This window comes from Ancylomarina sp. YFZ004 (assembly GCF_054254355.1).
In genome coordinates, this window is the sequence record NZ_JBTCHQ010000004.1 from 164,093 (window position 1) to 183,446 (window position 19,354).

General features: G+C 35.8%; 16 protein-coding genes. 7 read left to right on the plus strand and 9 right to left on the minus strand.

The window, feature by feature from the left end; genetic code table 11:
* Positions 1-20 precede the first annotated feature (20 nt).
* Complete coding sequence (locus ACXR6G_RS08405) at positions 21-689, plus strand: hypothetical protein (RefSeq protein WP_458360971.1); 669 nt, start codon at positions 21-23, stop codon at positions 687-689.
* 239 nt (positions 690-928) lie between these two features.
* Here ACXR6G_RS08405 and ACXR6G_RS08410 read toward each other — a convergent pair whose 3' ends face one another.
* Entirely contained in the window at positions 929-2,056 is a 1,128-nt protein-coding gene (locus ACXR6G_RS08410) for a M14 family metallopeptidase (RefSeq protein WP_458360972.1), read from the minus strand.
* A gap of 184 nt (positions 2,057-2,240) precedes the next feature.
* Here ACXR6G_RS08410 and mltG point away from each other — a divergent pair, with 184 nt between their 5' ends.
* Positions 2,241-3,311, plus strand: a complete 1,071-nt coding sequence (gene mltG, locus ACXR6G_RS08415; RefSeq protein ID WP_458360973.1) for an endolytic transglycosylase MltG — start codon at positions 2,241-2,243, stop codon at positions 3,309-3,311.
* A 144-nt stretch (positions 3,312-3,455) separates the two neighbouring features.
* Here mltG and murB read toward each other — a convergent pair whose 3' ends face one another.
* The 4 genes from murB to ACXR6G_RS08435 all read right to left on the minus strand — a co-directional run bounded on the left by murB (position 3,456) and on the right by ACXR6G_RS08435 (position 7,124).
* Entirely contained in the window at positions 3,456-4,469 is a 1,014-nt protein-coding gene (gene murB / locus ACXR6G_RS08420) for a UDP-N-acetylmuramate dehydrogenase (RefSeq protein ID WP_458360974.1), read from the minus strand.
* 34 nt (positions 4,470-4,503) lie between these two features.
* Complete coding sequence (locus ACXR6G_RS08425) at positions 4,504-5,532, minus strand: threonine aldolase family protein (RefSeq protein WP_458360975.1); 1,029 nt, start codon at positions 5,530-5,532, stop codon at positions 4,504-4,506.
* A gap of 173 nt (positions 5,533-5,705) precedes the next feature.
* Positions 5,706-6,452, minus strand: coding sequence for a transporter (locus tag ACXR6G_RS08430; protein ID WP_458360976.1), 747 nt, complete (start codon positions 6,450-6,452; stop codon positions 5,706-5,708).
* A gap of 195 nt (positions 6,453-6,647) precedes the next feature.
* The gene (locus ACXR6G_RS08435) at positions 6,648-7,124 is read right to left on the minus strand and encodes a nuclear transport factor 2 family protein (RefSeq protein WP_458360977.1); all 477 of its coding nucleotides are present in this window, start codon (positions 7,122-7,124) and stop codon (positions 6,648-6,650) included.
* 473 nt (positions 7,125-7,597) lie between these two features.
* On the opposite strand from ACXR6G_RS08435, the gene ACXR6G_RS08440 reads away from it, so the two are divergent.
* Positions 7,598-7,924: a hypothetical protein gene (locus ACXR6G_RS08440; protein WP_458360978.1), complete on the plus strand. Its 327-nt coding sequence runs from the start codon at positions 7,598-7,600 to the stop codon at positions 7,922-7,924.
* A 404-nt stretch (positions 7,925-8,328) separates the two neighbouring features.
* Here the strand turns inward: ACXR6G_RS08440 and ACXR6G_RS08445 are convergent, their stop codons facing one another.
* Positions 8,329-9,921, minus strand: a complete 1,593-nt coding sequence (locus ACXR6G_RS08445; RefSeq protein ID WP_458360979.1) for a dipeptidase — start codon at positions 9,919-9,921, stop codon at positions 8,329-8,331.
* Positions 9,922-9,997: 76 nt separating this feature from the next.
* Positions 9,998-10,966, minus strand: coding sequence for a CvfB family protein (locus ACXR6G_RS08450; protein ID WP_458360980.1), 969 nt, complete (start codon positions 10,964-10,966; stop codon positions 9,998-10,000).
* Positions 10,967-11,100: 134 nt separating this feature from the next.
* On the opposite strand from ACXR6G_RS08450, the gene ACXR6G_RS08455 reads away from it, so the two are divergent.
* The gene (locus tag ACXR6G_RS08455) at positions 11,101-12,114 is read left to right on the plus strand and encodes a hypothetical protein (RefSeq protein WP_458360981.1); all 1,014 of its coding nucleotides are present in this window, start codon (positions 11,101-11,103) and stop codon (positions 12,112-12,114) included.
* Between the two features lie 91 nt (positions 12,115-12,205).
* Here ACXR6G_RS08455 and ACXR6G_RS08460 read toward each other — a convergent pair whose 3' ends face one another.
* Together ACXR6G_RS08460 and ACXR6G_RS08465 are read right to left on the minus strand one after the other, a co-directional pair.
* On the minus strand, positions 12,206-13,432 hold the full coding sequence (locus tag ACXR6G_RS08460) for a serpin family protein (protein ID WP_458360982.1): 1,227 nt from the start codon (positions 13,430-13,432) through the stop codon (positions 12,206-12,208).
* A gap of 328 nt (positions 13,433-13,760) precedes the next feature.
* Positions 13,761-13,976 (minus strand): hypothetical protein, encoded by a 216-nt coding sequence (locus ACXR6G_RS08465; RefSeq protein WP_458360983.1) that lies wholly within the window; start codon positions 13,974-13,976, stop codon positions 13,761-13,763.
* A gap of 394 nt (positions 13,977-14,370) precedes the next feature.
* Here ACXR6G_RS08465 and ACXR6G_RS08470 point away from each other — a divergent pair, with 394 nt between their 5' ends.
* From ACXR6G_RS08470 to ACXR6G_RS08480, 3 genes are read left to right on the plus strand one after another with little or no spacing between them, the layout of a single operon-like run.
* The gene (locus ACXR6G_RS08470; RefSeq protein WP_458360984.1) at positions 14,371-16,356 is read left to right on the plus strand and encodes an ATP-binding protein; all 1,986 of its coding nucleotides are present in this window, start codon (positions 14,371-14,373) and stop codon (positions 16,354-16,356) included.
* Between the two features lie 6 nt (positions 16,357-16,362).
* Complete coding sequence (locus tag ACXR6G_RS08475; protein WP_458360985.1) at positions 16,363-16,806, plus strand: response regulator; 444 nt, start codon at positions 16,363-16,365, stop codon at positions 16,804-16,806.
* Positions 16,807-16,841: 35 nt separating this feature from the next.
* On the plus strand, positions 16,842-19,187 hold the full coding sequence (locus tag ACXR6G_RS08480; protein WP_458360986.1) for a response regulator: 2,346 nt from the start codon (positions 16,842-16,844) through the stop codon (positions 19,185-19,187).
* Positions 19,188-19,354: the final 167 nt, after the last annotated feature.

Consider the following 19,354-nt stretch of genomic DNA (forward strand, 5'->3'; position numbering starts at 1 on the left):
AAAAATATTGAATAGAATATATGAACGAAAATGTTAGAATCGAATACAGTTTTTCGCATTTGTTAGATGTAGATTATGCTTCTCATCCCAATATGATTACGTATTCAGGCAAGATATTAATCAAATCAGATGATGAATTTGATAATTATGATTTAGATGAAATACAGATCGGTTCTATCTGTTTAGAGATGTATGACTTGAATTTCGAAGCGGGTTATTGTACTTTAATGGAAGCCTTTGATAAATCTTCTTCATCTCTTGCAGTGGGTACTGCTATATTAAATGATACCTATGAAAAGATAGATGATAAGATAGTAGATTTTGTGGGAGATAGCTTTAATACAAATGTTTTGCTTGTCAGTCGATTGGAAATTAAAGAGAAATATCGAGGTAAAGGTTATGGTAAATATGTATTAAATAGTTTAGATATCTATTTCAAGTCGACTTGTGCTTATGTAGCTCTTAATAGTTTTCCTATAGGTTTTGAAGGAATTACCGATGACAAAAATTACGATAAAGCACAAGAAAGACTCAACTCATTTTATTCCAGCTGTGGGTATAAGAAGATCCGTCATGAGGCTGACGATGATATTGAAGAAGATGAGTTTGACGATTTAGATCTGGATTTTCTAGATTCTGATGAGGATGAGATCAGTCATATCTTTATTAAAAACATTTCTCCAGTTTAGAGATTCAATCTGATCTGTAATAGAAAACAAAATAACATCGCAAGGGTTGGGATATGATGCAAAGTATTGTACTAATGGAATTGGATTGATTAAGATAGTCTTAATATAAACCCAAAGTCAGAGATTTGCGCTATATCGTGTGGAAGATGATTTGCAAATAGGCTAAAAAGCGAAAATGCCACATCAAGGAAGCATAGATGTGGCATTTTCTGAGTAATATACAGAGTGTATATATTTTCTTATCTTAATTGATCAACCACCTGCAAAATTGGGTGTAATATTGATTCTCCGAATGAAATACTTCGTTCTGGAGACCATCCAAATTCAGGGTCTGGTAGATCATTATTGTCCTTAAATGGCATTTCTACCGTCAAAGATAAACATTTATATCGTTCGCCAATATGTTTTGAACAAATTGCTAAGTTAGCTTTGCCAGGTTCGTTCTTTGGGTAGCCGTGAGTGTCTTGAAAATCAGGACATGAGGCCTTCCATGAACCGGTGAATTTTTCTAAAAGATTTTTCAATCTCTCATCATAAGAAGGGATACCTTCTATGCTTGAAATGAAGTTGTAAGGTAGGTCTTCATCACCATGAATATCGATATTTAAATCACACCCATATTTATCCATCATATTGCGAACATGATAAACTTCTGGGCTGAAATCAAGACTTGGCTCAGCCCACTCACGATTTAGATTGGCACCAGCCGCATTCGATCTTAAGTTTCCAAGAATACTACCATCGATATTTATATTTGGAACAATATAGAAGACGGCTTTGCTCAATAGAGTTCTCGATACAGCATCGTCCTCGTCAAGAAGTCTTGCAATGAATCCTTCCATAAACCATTCTGCCATCGATTCGCCTGGATGTTGACGTGCAATCACCCAAATCTTTTTCTTTTCAGGAGATTCTTCTCCAACAATAAGCATATCGATATCGCGTCCTTGAACTGTTTCACCTATTGATACGAGTTCGCACTCTGGTGAAAGTTGAGCATTGTGAACCAAATTAAGATGTTGTTCGTAGCTATATGGAGCGAAATAAGCGTAAAATACAGAGTTGAATTCTGGCGTATGTTCAATCACTAGTTCTTTACCATCGAATGAGCTAGGCACTCTAAACCAAGTTTCCTTATCGTATGATGCAGCTGTTGAGTAACCTTTGTACCCATCAGGGTAAGATGCTTCATGAGCATTTGTAATACGCATTTTACAAGATTGATTTTGTGCGCCTTGCAAACGGAAGTGAAACCATTGAAAGAAATCAGAATTCGTGTCTTTGTTAATTTCTAATTGAATATTTGAAGGAGTGGTGCAATCTATGACCTTGATATTACCACTATCAAAATTTGAATTGATTTTCATATTGAGTGTTTTTTTAGTTGTCGTTTTTTTATCGATAACCAAAGATAATTTTTTTGAAAACTTACACCTATACTTTGCCTTTATTTCTGTTTAAAATCTATGGGCCTGAAATCGTGTTTTTATTGATAAACTTAATTATTTGTATAAATTTGTGGATAAGCACACGACCCGAAACCTAAGAAATATGATCAACCTATTTAGACTAGAGAAACTTCAATCGAAAAAATTAAAATATGGACTGATTGCCATTTTTATTTTATTTGTTGTTGTTGGAACAGTTTTACTGAAATATTACCGTAATATCTTTTCATCTAATATCGATTTGGGTGAGAAAACAGAATTGTTTATTCATATTCCATCCGGGGCTGATATGGCATCTGTTCTTCATATATTCGAGGAAAGCAATAGTGTTGATAATTTATCTTCTCTGGAGTGGGTGATGAATAAGAAGCATTATGGTGAATCAATCAAATCGGGACGATATAGAATTGAAGATGGTATTAGTAATAATAACCTGGTTAATATTTTACGATCAGGGAATCAAACCCCCATTAATTTAACCTTTAATAATACTCGTACTCTGGAAGAGTTTGCTGGGAAAATTGGTCGTCAAATTGAGGCTGATTCTCTAAGTATCCTGAATTTTTTGAAGGATGAGACTAACTTAAAGCCTTATGGTTTTAAACCAGAAACGATTATTGGACTTTTCATTCCCAACTCTTATCAGGTTTATTGGAATCTGTCTCCCAAGTTATTTACAGCACGCATGTATAAGGAATACGTGAAGTTCTGGAATGTTGATAGGATGAAAAAGGCAAGTGAGCTGAACCTGACCCCTATTGAGGTGAGTACCTTAGCTTCAATTGTTGATGAGGAAACGATTAAGAACGATGAGAAAGCCCGCGTTGCAGGTGTTTATGTGAACCGTTTAAGGCGAGGTATAAAGCTTGATGCGGATCCAACTCTGAAGTTTGCATGGGGCGATTTTACAATGCGTAGAGTGCTCAATAAGCATAAGACTATCAAATCACCTTATAATACTTATAAATATGCAGGTTTACCTCCAGGACCAATACGTCAAGCTTCCATATCAGGATTGAATTCGGTTTTAAACTGTGAAAATCATAAATACATATATTTCTGTGCGAGTCCGAAATTTAATGGTTACCATATTTTTGCTCGTAGCCTAAGAGAGCACAACAAAAATGCCGCTAAATACCAACGTGCACTGAATTTACAGCGTATTTTTAAATAAAATATAAAGGTTAAAAAGGGCTATACAAGAAAAGAGTGATTATTACTAATCACTCTTTTTGTATTTTGTTATTTGATCTAAAGAATGTATTCTGTTCCCATTTTGTAGAACATCAACAAATTAGCATTTCACCGCATCCACACATCAAATAGCGTTGACTTCCATTTCAAGTTTGACGCCATATTTGAATAGAACTGATTTCTTTATATCGTTGGCTAGTTGAAGTACTTCATAACCTTTCGCATCGCCTAGATTAACAAGAACGAGTGCTTGGTCTTTATGTACGCCAGCTTGTCCAACTTGTTTTCCTTTCCAGCCACACTGTTCAATTAACCAGCCAGCTGCCAGTTTGATATGTGTGCTATCCATTTCGTAGTTTGGACAGTCAGGAAATTTCGCTAAAAGTTTCTCGGCAAATCGGGTTTCAATAATCGGATTTTTAAAGAAAGAACCTGCATTACCAATCACTTCTGGATCGGGTAGCTTTGATTCTCTGATCTTGATAATAACCTCTCTGATGTTTTTTAGATTAACTTCATCGTAGTTTTCAAGTTCTTTACCAATAGCGCCATACTTTATGTTGAACTCTGGCTTTTTACTCAATCGGAAATAAACATGAGTGATAATAAAAACGTTCTTGTATTCATTTTTAAAGATTGAATCGCGATAGTCGAACTCACAATGGAAGTTTTGAAACTCAACTTGTCTCTTGTTTTCTAATGATATGGCATCCAACTTTTCAACAACCTGAGAGGCTTCGACACCGTATGCTCCAATGTTTTGGACAGGAACAGCACCAACAACTCCCGGAATATTAGATAAGTTCTCAATCCCACCATATCCTTTTGATACAGCCCAAGCTACAAACTCATCCCAATCCTCGTTGGCACCAGCTTTCACCAAAACAGAATCATCATTCTCTTCGATGATTTCCATGCCTTTAATATTAGGGTGTAGAACCAAGCCTTCATAATCATCAGTGAAAAGTAAGTTAGATCCACCACCAAGAATCAGATAATTGATGTTACCAAGCGGATTGTCATTCAAAAAAGATTGAAGTTCATCAACTGTGTCAAACTGGAAAAAGTAATCGGCTTTGGCTTCAATGCCAAAGGTATTATAAGCTTTTAAAGAATAATTTTCGTGTAGAATAGCCATTTAGCAATTTGTGATTTGCAATTAATAATTGTGATTAGCTAAGTTGTTCTTTTAGTAAAGCAACAAAGCCTTTAATATCCTCTTCTGTGGTATCGAAAGAACACAACCATCTGACTTCGCCAGCGTGTTCGTCCCAAACCCAAAAGAAATATTCGTTTTGAAGTTTTTCGATTTTATCCTTAGGGATGATAGCCCATATACCATTGGTTTGGACCTTTTGAGTGATTTTAATCGATTCAATATTTCGAATTTCTGATTCCAGAAGTTCAGCCATTTTATTGGCATGACGAGCCGTTTTTAACCAAAGATCATCTGTCAATAAAGCTTCGAATTGACAGGCAATGAATTTCATCTTTGAACAAAGTTGCATACTCTGCTTACGAACGTATTTTGCATTTTTTGAAAGCTCCGGATTAAAGAAGATAACTGCCTCACCCAGCATCATCCCATTCTTTGTTCCACCGAAACTTAAAACATCAACACCTGCATTATTAGTGATTTCTCTCACATCAAGATCTAAACTCGCTACTGCATTAGCCAATCGGGCACCATCCATATGCACATACATATCGTGCTCATGTGCCAAATCGCAAATTGCCTTAACTTCCTCGGGTGTATAAACAGTACCCAACTCTGTACATTGTGTGATTGAAATAACCTTAGGTTGTGAATGGTGTTCAAAACCAAAACCGTGAAGTTGCGTTTTTATTAACTCAGGTGTTAGTTTACCATCAGTAACCTCAATAGGAATAAACTTACAACCTGTAAACTTATCAGGGGCACCACATTCGTCAACCTGTATGTGAGCTGTAGATGGGCAAATGACTGAATTCCAGGACTCAGTTAAAGTTGATAAGCCAATAACATTAGCTCCGGTGCCATTTAAAACAAAATAAACATCGATGTCTTCACCAAACAATTGCTTGAATTTCTCGATGGCAGATGCCGTATATTGATCACCTCCATAGGCCATAGAATGACCATGGTTAACCTTTTGAATGGCTTCCATTACCTCTGGTAAAACACCTGAAAAATTGTCGCTGGCAAATCCTCGTTTATTCATGTCTATTGTGTTTAAATGATTAGCTTTTTAGAGAAGCTAAAAATAGCTTTTATTCTGCAAACAGAAGGTGGGATGCTTACTGAAATTTTAAGCAGATAAAAGAAAGCCCTATTCTTTACAAATAATTGTATAGAAAAGGGCTCTATTTAATAGGGAAGCTTTTTATGGAGGATTTAGATCTTGCCAATATTCCAGCTGCAACCAAGTGCAAAATAATGCATGTCGTGATTTAATCCCAAACCAAAGGAGACGTCTAATTGTAGATTATCTTTAATAAGGTAGGTTAAACCAGAATCAAAATTTGTTCCCCAATTCGAAAATTCGGCATGTTCACCATAAAGTTCGAGATAGGTTCCAAACTTTTCACCTAGTCCAATACCAAGAGCAACAGAATAAGTTAAATCACCTTTGCCTTCTCCCATATTATCGTATCCCACATTGTAGCCTAACCCCAACTTATCGCTTAGTTCGTGTGAGATTGCAAGTTTATTGATAGTACCAAATTTGTCATTTGTTAGACCATTTGATCCGTTAGGTAGTATCAAGTGAGATAGAAAAGCGATCTCGGTATTGATATCTTCTTTTTTAAATAGTTGAATCTTGGCTCCAATTTCCAAATCACTAATACCAAAATCACTTTGTGAGGTCACATCATTTTTAATGTTTTCGAATTGTTGAACAAATCGAAGTTCGATGCCTTTTGTAAGTCCATATCGTAATAATGTCGACGGAATTAAAGTTTGTTTGATTAATCCATTGTCATAATTGCCAAACAGGATACCAGTCTCAATCTGTAGACTTTTTAGAGGAACAGTGCTCGATGATTCAGTTTGATCGGGTCTGTCAGTAACAATGCTTTGTGCTTTAAGTCCTAAGTTGAAGATCACTAGGGCGAATAGGAGTGTGTATATTTTATTCATCATTTTTATTTTTAATATTATTAATCTTTAATGTGAATGTAACTATACTAAAGAGAATAAAAAAGACCTGGGTGTCTTATTTTAGAGGTTTAAATTTTGACAATTAGGACTGAGATAATTGTGCATGATGAATTCAATGCCATAAAAATAAAGCAGCCCGAAAGCTGCTCGTTTATCTAGAAATTAGATAGGGTATTATTTTGAATCTTCCTTCTCCTTAGGAATGGCATAGAATATCTTGCTTACTATTTTCCAACCATCTTCAAACTTGATAAGCGATAGGTAATCTATGAATTTTTTCTCATCACCTTCATAGAATTCTATCTTGGCAATGGATACATTTCCAGTAACATCAACAGACAAAAATTTGATGGTGGTGAATTCGTCCTGGAAAGCATATTTATGTTTTTTTTTGCCTTCTTTGGCACTTTCAATCCAGTTATAAATAGGGTGTTTCCACATGGTGTTACCCTTTCCTGCACCCATTAGAGTAAAGCCTGGATGAATGCCTTTGTTTACAGCAACTTCATCAGCATTATTACACAGACCATCAACGTAAGCATCTTGTATGACCTTTTTAATGCTTTCTTTTTCCTTTTGAATATCATCCTGAGCGAATGAAATTGAGCATACAGATACGAAACAGATTGCAGCTAAAATAAGTTTTTTCATCGTGTAGTGGGTTTTGATTAATCTTGTTTGATTTTGAATATCACTAATTTAATAAAATATATTGATAATTTAAAGCTTACATATTGGATCAAAATGTAGTGCTTATAGGGCATAAAAAAAAGCAGCCCGAAAGCTGCAAAGCTATCCCAGATATGTTATCTGGGATTATTGAGTTAGCGATTTATAATCGCTTTTATCGTTATGAAAAATTCTTAAGAAGAACTATTGATTCTATTCTGATTAGTTTATAAATTTCAGGTATGGGAATTAGAAATAAAATATCTGACGGTTATGTTTATTTTTTGACATTGACTGTTGTTGATTGGGTTGATGTATTTACACGACCGGTCTATAAGCATATTATCATCGATTCTTTAATATTTTGTCAAAAAGAGAAGGGGTTGATTATTTATAGCTGGTGCTTAATGAGTAACCATTTGCATTTAATAGTGCAATCTAAATAAGACATCAACTTGTCTGATATACTGAGGGATTTTAAGAAATTTACAAGTAAACAAATTATTAAAACGATGCTTGAAAATCCTGAAAGCCGCAGAGAATGGATGTTGGATCGTTTCAAGTTTGCAGGGAAGTTCAAAAAAAATGTAACCTATAAATTTTGGCAGGATGGAAATGAAGCTAAAGAGATTCATTCTTCAGAATTTTTATTGCAAAAATTAGAATACATTCACGACAATCCAGTTAAAGCTGAGATTGTTGAGAATGCTAATGATTATAAATACAGTTCTGCTATTAATTACGTAGATGAGAAAGGCTTAATTGATGTTATTTTAATTTGAATTTTGGGGATTTTAAATCCCCAACTCGAAACCTGCAGATTGCAAATCAACAGGAGCGATATACTTCTATAAAATAAGCAATCCGAAATCTTTATAGCTGTCCCAGATATGTTATCTGGGATTATTGAGTCGGCGATTTGTAATCGTCTTGGTAACATTCAACATTTTAAAGAAGAATTATTGATTCTATTCTGATTAGCTTATAAATTTCAGGCATGGGGATTATAAATAAAGTATCCGATTCTTAGATCTATTTCTAAATATTGACAGTTGTTATCTGGGGGATTAAAAATCCCTAACTCCAAACCTGCTGATTGCAAATCAGCAGGAGCGACTATATTTTTGCATATAAAAAAAAAGCAGCCCGAAAGCTGCTTTTGTATTTTATTCTATATGGAAGAGAATTAAAACTTCTCGTCATAATTTGTCCAAAGACCATCACCAATTTCCCAAGCTTTTTCAACTACTTCGGTTCCAAGATCGATACTTCGATTGGTTAGGAAGGTACGACGCTTACGCTTGCTAAGTGATAAGTATTGCTCATCGACTTTAGCTTGCTCTTCGAAATATTGCTTTTGCAAAGGAACAAAGACCTTATCCACGTCGTGACGCATATCGCCCCAACGTTGTGCAGTAAGTGTGCTTAGGCGGTTGAAAGCCCACCAAGCTGATTTACGAGTGTAACCCAAACGACGAGCTTTTACCTTATAAGAAGGTGCCAAGTCGGTGGCTCCAGCATAAACAGGAATATAAATTGAAGTGGCAACATTGTCTTGAGCCAACCATACGATACCACCTACATCATCTGGCATCCAGCTACGGCATTGAATAATGGTTGCATACATGGTGTACCAACGTGCGATTGTACGCTCGCCAAGTTCACCCCAGCCACCATTTACCCCAAAAAGGCGATTCATACCGTAAGGCATAAAAGGGTTTGCAAAAGGAGAGATAGCTTCTTTGCCATCCTTATCAGCTTGTTTGATATTCTTCACAAAGTTGAAAGGAGTTCCTTCGTAGTAATCTTTGAAGATTTCTACCAATTTATCCATGCTTACCTTCTCATCCGGTTTTACTGAGAAAGGAAAATCTTTTGCAGTAGGATCAAGATCTAATGATGGAGCAGCCATTGAAAGCACACGCCATTCTCTACGACGAGATGCTATAGAACGACGACTTTTAGGTGCATAAGCATAATTCCAACGGAAAGTTTCCTCTGCAGGATTGTACCAACCATTCTCTTTGGCTAGTTCGAAGATATTCTCAGAAGCCATAAAGTAATCGCTATTCTTCAAATCGATTTCCTTGATGGTTGAAGCATTGGCATTAACCGAAAGGTGATTATCAGGAACACGTTGAGCAACCCAAACGGCACCCACTTTACCTTTACCAGGACCAACAACTTCGAAATGCCAGACCTCTTGCTTATCAGCAATAGTTAAACATTCTCCAAAATCTCTCCATCCATATTTCTTTAATAACTCATCAGCCATTTTAATTGCCTCGCGAGCCGTTGTGCAACGCTCTAGCATTAATTGCTGAAGTCTTTGACAATCGATTATACATGCCTCAGAATACAGTTCTTCGCGACCACCAAAAGTTGACTCGCCAATAGCTAATTGCTTTTCGTTAATACATGGGTAAGCTGTGTTTAAGAATTGATAAGTTTTAGAAACCTGATCAATTTCACCAATTTTTTTATGCTGATAGGTTGGCATGCGCAAGCTATCGTATGCTGAACGTTCGAAAAGGTCGAACTTACTGTCCTTGTCGTGAGATTTTGATGGAACAACAGACATCCATGCACGCGTACGGTGACTATCGTCGGTGTGAGATGTGATGACTGAACCATCGAAAGTTGCTGTTTTACCTACAGTAATAGTGGTGCAGCCTTCAGGAACACCATTTTGCCAATCGGATTTATCCTGAGCCATACTTGTTGCTGAAGCAAAGCATAGGCCGATAAGTAGCAGTGATTTTAATCTTTTAAGAATCATGATTGTGTTAGTTTGTTGCGTAATAAAAAGAGACAATAATAAGATGATTCATCCTTCTATTGTCTCTTCATGTTCTCTATTCTTTTTCTGGTTTAACCAGATGTATGCCATCTTTTTCGATGGTAATTATTCGTTGTTTGTAAAGTAGTCCGATTACCTTTTTAAAGTTCTTCTTACTCATTTGTAAGTTGTCGTAAATCTCTTCAGGAGAACTCTTGTCGTTTAAGGGTAGGAAACCATTCTCTTTTTGAAGTATTTCAAATAGTTCTTCACCTACTCTTGGTACCTCAAGGTGGTAGCCTTGTTGTTGAAGGCTAAGGTCGATTTTACCGTCTTCACGAACTTTCTTAACCCAAGCTTTGTAAACATCACCTTCGCGAATGGCTCCAAAAATCTCGTTGTTATACAGAATACCCATACCTTTATTATCGATGATGGCAGAGTGTCCTAAATCTGATTGATGACCAACCATGATACTGACTTCTTGTCCTTCGGTAAATTCAGTATCAAAATCACTTATTATTTGTTCTAGTTTAGCAGTGGCAGCAATACGGCCTGTTTTTTCATCTACATAAACGTAAACCAAATAGCTACGACCTTCTTCCATTTTCATTTTCTGCTCACGGAATGGGCAAAGCAAATCTTTCATCAATCCCCAATCAAGGAAAGCCCCTACATTAGTTACTTCTTTAGCTCTTAACCAAGCAAATTCACCAACAATAGCATATGGCTCTTCAGTAGTCGCAATTACTCTATCTTCCGAGTCGCGGTAGATAAAAACTTTAATGGTATCGTCCAGCTGTGTATTTTCTGGTACGTATCGGATTGGTAATAAAATTTCAGCATCGTCTTCACCTAGTAGGTAAACGCCAAAGTCAACCAATTTGGCAACTTTTAGATCGGCATATTTTCCAATTAAACTCACGTTTCTTTGTTTTAGTATGTGGTACATTGGCACTGGTTTTTGAAATTCACCAGGCTCTGTATTTTTCATCTTGATTTCAATCCTATTTAGAGATAGGAATTTGAGTCCAAAAGTACGCATCTTTTACGAGATTTTTTTGACTAATTTATTTTTTAGTATCTGAGTCTAATATCATAGGTTTTGTTTGAAGGTATTTACGCCATTTTTTGAATCAGAACGGGGTATGCTTCGAAATATGTTCTATTTTTGAGACGATGAAAACAGTAGATATAACTTATGAGAATTTGGTAGATTTTTCGGTGCATCCTTCGGACTTAAAACGTTTAGAAGGTGGTTGGGAAGGTCTCAAAAAATATATAGAACAATCTGATGCTGATGGTCTCGAACTATTGATAGGCTACGAGCCCGCATCTGATGATATTCCCAAAGAGATTGTGAAGAGTATTCATCTGCCTTTTTGGATTACCTGGTTAGATGTTTGGCGAAAAGGTGAGCAGGGGCTGAAAGCCTATTTTCCGCCTATGCCAGCTGATCATATTCAATATTGCTGTGGAGGTTCCAATCAAGATGAGATGATTGCGACTCAAAAGAAACTATGGGAATTGGCAGCTGTATATCAACCCAAACAAGCGGTGATGCATGCAGCTCATGTGGAGTTGGAACATGCATTTACTCGCGAATTTACCTATACCGATGAAGAAGTCTTAAAAAACTTTGCAGAGCTAATGAATCGTACTGCTCAAGAATTCTCCAATGGTGAGCCGCCTTGTGTAATAGGAGTTGAAAATCTTTGGTGGCCAGGCTTAAATTTTGGAAGTTCATCATTGACAGATGATTTTGCAGCTTCACTGAACTTCGATAAATGGAATTTGGTTTTGGATACGGGGCACTTAATGAATACTAATCCGAAATTGCGTTGTGAGGATGAGGCTGTGGACTTTGTTTTGGAAAAACTGAGCCAACTTTCCGTTGATGTCAGAAAACGTATTCAATCTATGCATTTAAACTTGAGCCTGTCGGGAGAATACCAGTTGCAGCAAATTAGAAAAGGCTTACTAGCCGATTGGGCTAACCTATCTCATGGAGATAAGTACAGCTCTGCTCGTAATCATGTGCTTAAAATCGATCAGCATCTTCCTTTCCAAACTGAACGTGTAAAGGAGATTGTAAATATGATTCAACCTCACACCGTGGTTCACGAATTTATTACGCCTACAATGGTAAAATATGATGAATATTTGAAACAGCAGATGGGCGTTTTAGTTTAGAAAGAAATATACATTGAAATCCACGTAAGTTGATTCTTACGTGGATTTTTTTTTTATTTTAAAACGAAGAAGTTTAGATTGAATCCAATACTTATGGCTTTTTAACATTGCCCATAAATACGATGGAATTGGTTTGCTTTTCCTTTATGACGAAGACGAAAGGTTTATTAATGTGTATAGTGCTTGGTGGTCCTGTTGATGTTTCACCTACCACAACTACTGTTGCAGCTGCAGCTTCCGTTCCTTCTTCATTCACCTCAATAAAAGACTGGTGAATTACACTTGAGATTCTTAATGGTACATCTTTACTTATTCCTGTAAAATCAGCAGCTCCCGAAAATGGATTTTCCATCCCCAATTGAATGAGAACATCATTTAGTTCTTGTTTATATTCAAATTTAAATTTTGGGAGATGCACGTTTAATTCAGGTCTTAAAAATGCATTCATCCATTGGTTCCAGTTGGCGTCATTAAGTTCATCAACTATATCGGCTATCTTTTTGTCTTCATTAGGTAAAAGGATGACCATGGCGTAGTCTTTGTTACCATAGGGCAATTCAAGGGCTGTAAAAAGATCATTGCTTAGGTAGCCAATGTGCATATTTGTTGTCATATAGTTGGCTCTGGATATTACTCCCTCTTCATCTGTAAAATCCCCAGGGTAAGTATCTTTAATGTCAAAGGGTTTCGCCCATTCACCTTTAAAATAGATAGCATTGATTAGGTACATGAACGCATTAGGATCAATTTTACCCAAAATGTTTTGAATTTCCCCCTCTGTTTTGTCTTCTACCCAATCGTTGATGGCATCTAAGGTCGCAGGATTGGAGAAATCTTCAATACGAAATTCTGCTTCATAAAATTCTTTGATATTATTTTTGAATTCTTCTTCAACCATTGTTCCCCGTTTGCTCCATACCGAATTGGCGATATTCATTCGAACCTTTGGATCAATTCTCTTTAAGTAGTTCTGAAGTTTTTTGTATATGGTATTGATTTGATAGCGTGAGAGATCCGTGAAATGGAGGGTGTTCTCAAATGCAGTTTGCGTTTCTCCTTCAGCTCCGTTGTATGTCATGGCCAAAGCAAGAGAGATGCTAATGGGAGATATCATCATGTTGTCAGAAGAATCATCCTGGTACAGATTACGGAATAGATCAAACCCGAATCCATTATTGGATGCGATAACAGACTTAGCTTCCAATTCCATGTTTTCGGGAAAGGGTTGGGGAGCTGGTTGTTCTTCTCCAGAATCAAACAGATTACAGGAGACAAGAACCATTGATAATATCAAAGTAAATAGTAAAACATGTTTCATTTGTTTAAAATTTAATGATAAATAAATTTTGATTTCTTTTCACGTTTTTTTTGAATATAATCCCTCTGTTAACTAAATATAGAATTTATAATTGAGATTTGATTCTAAGATGCAATAAAACATATAAGGTTGCGTTTGGTTTTTGTAAATTATTGACTTTGAGGTTTTTGTTGGGTGTTTGTGAGTGTGTGTCGCCTTTATTTTAGTGTTATGTTAACCGTGACTGTAAAGGGAGAATTGAAGTATTGCTCAATACATTCCTGCGTCAGGATTACGGTATTACTCTCCCACAGTGTAGTGAATTCCGGGAACCTATAAGCCGTGCTTCTCAGACAAATACATCAGTAAGAATGGCAGAATTTGCTTTATAAACACCTGGGTGGATAAGAATAAGTACAGGTTTTGAATTCAGCCGAGTAAATTCACAAGAGCTACCTGGTACACAAGAACTCAATACTAATAATCCTGCAGCTATTTTATGGCGAACCAGCGTTTTGCCAGTAGAAACTACTTTAAATGTCTCATTTACCCGTCTAGCTAGCATCTATTAGTATGTCTCGTCCTGAAACAAACCTCCTCAGGTATCCACAATCGCACACGCGGTATTACCTCATGGTCCGTTAGCATTTTATTTACCCTACAGCGCATATCAACTTAAGCCACTCTTTCATTTTTTTCTGACTGCCTCTAGATTCAAATTGCATGTAATTATTTTAATCATTAGTTACGATCACATTAATCCAAAATCTAATATTTGATTGATAAGACTTATTTAGTTAATTTGGTAGGTCATAGTATCCATAGGATTAAAAAATATCTAAATGGGAAGAATGATGAGAACATTATGGTCTGTTTTTAATCGGTTTACTTAAAAGCCGCACATAAATAAGGATATTGTTTCGTCTGACTCTGATACTATTATAGAAAAAGATACAAGCATGACTAAATTTACCAAAGGAAAAGAAATACCATATAATCTAACTGATATTCTAGAAAGTATTAGCGATGCTTTTGTTTCCCTTGATACCGATTGGTGTTATACTTATATGAATAAAAAAGCTGGGGAAATATTTAATCGAAATACAGACGAAATCATAGGCAAACATATTTGGACCGAATTTCCCGAAGGTGTTGGGCAAGTATTTTACCACACCTATCACAAAGCTTTTGAAACGCAAGAGGTTCAATACCTGGAAGAATATTACGAACCTTACGACCTCTGGTTCGAAAACCGTATATACCCATCTAAAAAGGGATTGTCTATTTTCTTTCATGATATCACAAAAAGTAAGAAAGCAGAAGAGAAAATTAGAATAAATGAATCCCGACTAAAGAAAGGACAGGAAATCGGACATTTTGGGTATTGGCAACAGGAAATTGGAAGCGATATTGTTTGGGCTTCCGGAGAAGCAAAAAAAATATATGGGTTCGAGCCTGTCCCTGGTGAATTGCCAAAGTATCTAATTACAAAATGTATCAACAATATTGATATTTTAAGACGAGCTACTCATGATTTAATTGAAAACGATAAAAAATATAACATTGAATTCTCAATAAAACCTGCTGATGGTTCATCGCAAAAAATCGTATCGGCATTAGCTGAACTTGAAAGAGATAAAAATGGTAAACCTTTTAGGTTATTGGGTGTCATTCAGGATATTACAGAACGCAAACAATACGAAGAAGAAATTAGAACTACAAACGATGAACTTAAAACAATCAATAGGGTTATAGTTACAAGCACGAGCACCTCTGATCTGAAAGTGTTGCTCAATAAAATTTTAGATGAAGCACTTCAAATAGTCGACTTAGAAGGGGGAACAATATGTCTTCTGGAGCCCGACAATACCCTTAAATTGATTGCACATAGAAAAACATCAAACGAAACAGTTAATAACCTTACTCAGAATAAAATTAAAGTCGGTGAATGCCTCTGTGGAAATTGCGCAAATGATCATTGTTCATTAATACTTATTAACCAGGAAGCTGTATTTAACTATTCAAAACGAGTAGGTTTACAAAGTGAAGAAATTAATTTTCATGCTTCTTATCCTTTTGTTTTAAAAGATAAATGTCTGGGTGTTATATGCGTATTTACACGAACCGATAAAAAACCTTCAGAACGAAGTTTAAAATTATTAGAATCCTTATCGGCACAAATTTCACTTGCCATTGAAAACGCAAAACTTTTTAACGAACTCGAACAACGTGTAAATGAAAGAACGGCACAACTTACGGATGCCAACAAAGAACTCGAGTCATTTTCATATTCCATCTCACATGATCTGCGTGCACCACTTCGCGCTATCTACGGCTTTTCACAAATACTCTCCACGCGTCATAGTAGTTCCCTTAATGAAGAAGGAACGCAATACATGAGTTACATTCTTGAATCCAGTATTCGTATGGAACAATTAATCAACGATTTACTAAGCTATTCACGGCTTGGACGGAAATCATTAGAAATACGCTCCATTTCATTTGAAAAAATTCTTGATGGTATATATATCGATTTCGAAAAGCAATTAAGAGACGTTAATGGAAAATTAAATATACCACCAGAACTGCCCCATATATATAGTGATGAAACTCTTTTGCGACAGATATTTACTAACTTGATTGACAATGCAATTCACTATCGTCGAACCGATACCAATTTGGAAATCACAATTGGTTTTGAGACAACTGATGAAGGCTATCTTATTAGAATTTCAGATAATGGAATTGGTATTCCTCAGGAACATTGGAGAAAAATATTTAATGTTTTTCAACGTCTGCATGGCGAAGACAAGTACCCAGGAACCGGTATAGGCCTTGCTAACGTAGAAAAAGCAGTAAATATGCTTGGTGGATCTGTTAATGTTGAATCTATAGTGGGAACAGGCAGTACTTTTTTTATAAAATTACCCGAACATAAAATCTGAAATATCATGAATCAACTGGCACAAATACTCTTGGTGGAAGATAACCCAATGGATGTAATTCTTACCCTGGACGCATTTAAAGAGGCTAAGCTAAAAAATAAAGTAAACGTTGCCCGTAATGGTGAAGAAGCCCTTGATTATCTTTTCGGGCGCAATCAGTTTTCCGATCGCGAAATTTTTCCGATTCCTACACTTATTCTGCTTGACCTAAAAATGCCGGGCGTTGATGGCTTTGAAGTGTTAAAGCAAATAAAAAGTACGGAGAAACTAAAACGTATTCCGGTCATTATTCTTACATCATCTAAAGAAGAAGCCGACCGCGCCCTGAGTTACGACATTGGGGCAAACAGCTACCTTCTGAAACCCGTTGCTTTTAATGGCTTTATTGAAGTTGTTAAAAAAATTGACGATTACTGGTTCTCGCTAAACATTGGTGCGCCCAAGGAATAGTAAGATGATACGAAATTTATTAAAATCGCCTATCTATGGAAACTAAAATTAAAGTTCTGCATATCGATGATAATCCGCTCGATCGTCAACTGGTTATAGATGCACTCGTTAAAGAAAATGGCGCATTTGAAATTAAAGAAGCCAGTAATCGCGAAACGTTTGAGCAACACCTAGCAGAATTAGATTTTGACATTATTCTGAGTGATTTTAACATTCTTGGTTTTAATGGATTACAAGTGCTCCAAATAGTTAAAGAGAAATGTCCCGATACACCGGTAATCATTGTTACTGGTACCGGTTCAGAAGAAATTGCCATTCAAGCTATGAAATTGGGAGCTTCCGATTATATTATTAAATCGGTAAACCACATACGTGGGCTCGTGACAAACATTGACACAGTATTGGAATTCAAAAAAATGCAGAATGAACGAAAGTTTATACAATTAGCTCTGTACAAGAGTGAGAAAAAATATAGGGAAATTTTCGAAAACGTTCAAGATGTATTTTACCAGATTGATAACTATGGCATAATTGAAGAAATTAGCCCATCAATTGTTCGTGTTTCGGGTTATTTACGTGAAGAACTAATAGGTAAAGAAAGTATTTTCTTGTACTACGATCCAAATGTACAAGACCTCATATTAAAAATAATAGCCGAAAAAGGAGAAGTATGGGGCTATGAAGTACAACTGATTACTAAATCCGGCCAAATAAAATATGTTTCAGTCAATGCCCATGTAATGTTGAATGAAAAAAACGAACCCATTGGAAGCGAAGGCTCGTTGCACGATATTACAGAACGAAAACAAATGGAGCTTGAATTATTGGAGGCTAAAGAAAAGGCCGAAGAAAGGGAAATGCAATTGAAACTTATTGCTGATAATTTTGTGAATAGCATGATATATCAGGTTGCCATGCTAGACGAAAACAAGAGGCAGTTTACTTACGTGAGTGAAGCTGTAAACAAATTATATGGTTGTACTGTTGAAGAAGCGAAAGAAAATCCAGATTTAATATATGGCAAATTGCACCCCGATGATATAAATGAACTTATTGAAAAGGAAAAAAGAGCGTTAAAACTAATGTCCATTTTTAAAACTGAAGCAAGAGTAATTTCTCCCAATGGAACGATAAGATGGTCGTATTATATTTCAAAACCTCGTGTTGTAAAAGGAATTGTTTATTGGGATGGTATTGAAATTGATATTACAGAACGAAAAAAAATGGAGTTTGAATTATTGGAGGCTAAAGAAAAAGCAGAACAAAGTGACCGTTTAAAATCTGCATTTCTTGCCAATATGAGTCACGAAATCCGTACTCCCATGAATGGCATTCTTGGTTTTGCCGAACTATTGAAAGAACCAAACTTAACAGGTGAGAAACAACAAAGCTACATCCAGATTATCGAGAAAAGTGGTGCGCGCATGCTTAATATTATCAATGATATTATTAGTATTTCAAAAGTAGAATCGGGTCAGATGTACGTTAATATAAGTGAATCAAATATTAATGAGCAAATCGAATATATTTATACCTTCTTTACCCCAGAGATTGAAGGCAAGGGAATGCAGTTTTTAATTAAAAATTCTTTGCCTTTGAGTAAAGCCATCATTAATACCGATCGGGAAAAATTATTTTCCATTCTTACCAATCTTGTGAAAAATGCCATTAAATACAGCGAAAAAGGTTCAATAGAGGTTGGTTGTGATAAAAAGGGTGAATACCTTGAATTTTATGTCAAAGATTCAGGTATTGGTATTGATAGTAATAGGCAGAAAGCAATTTTTGAGCGTTTTATTCAGGCTGATATTTCCGATAAGCAAGCTTATCAGGGAGCAGGTTTGGGTTTGTCGATTTCCAAAGCTTATGTAGAAATGCTTGGAGGAAAATTATGGCTAGAAAGCAAAAAGGGACTAGGTTCGACCTTTTACTTCACGATTCCCTACACTCCTGAGCTAAAGGAAACAATCGGAATCACAATTGAGACTACCAAGTGTGTAATGGATAATAAAACTAAAAACCTAAAAATATTAATTGTTGAAGACGATGAAACATCAAATTTACTCATAAGCCTTATGCTGACAAAAATGAGTAGGGAAATCCTTAATGCAGGAAACGGGATTGAAGCCATTGAACTTTGCAAGAATAATCCTGATATAGATTTGATATTAATGGATATTAAATTGCCTGTAATGGACGGATATAAAACTGTCAAACAAATACGCCAATTTAATAAAGATGTAATTATCATTGCACAGACAGCTTTTGGACTTACCGTTGACAGAGAAAGTGCCATAGTAGCTGGATGTAATGCATATATTTCAAAACCGATTATAAAAGATGAATTAGTGTCTTTAATACAACAATATGTCTTTAAATAAACAAGACTCAAATTGATAATAAAATACAGCACATGGCACTCACATTATGTATGAAACGATTAGCATTTCGAAGTATTTTACTGTCAGATTACAACGACTTTTGAAACGAACTAAGATGCTCGAATAGGCACTATCCACTAAATATTTTATACACGTAATCGATAAAT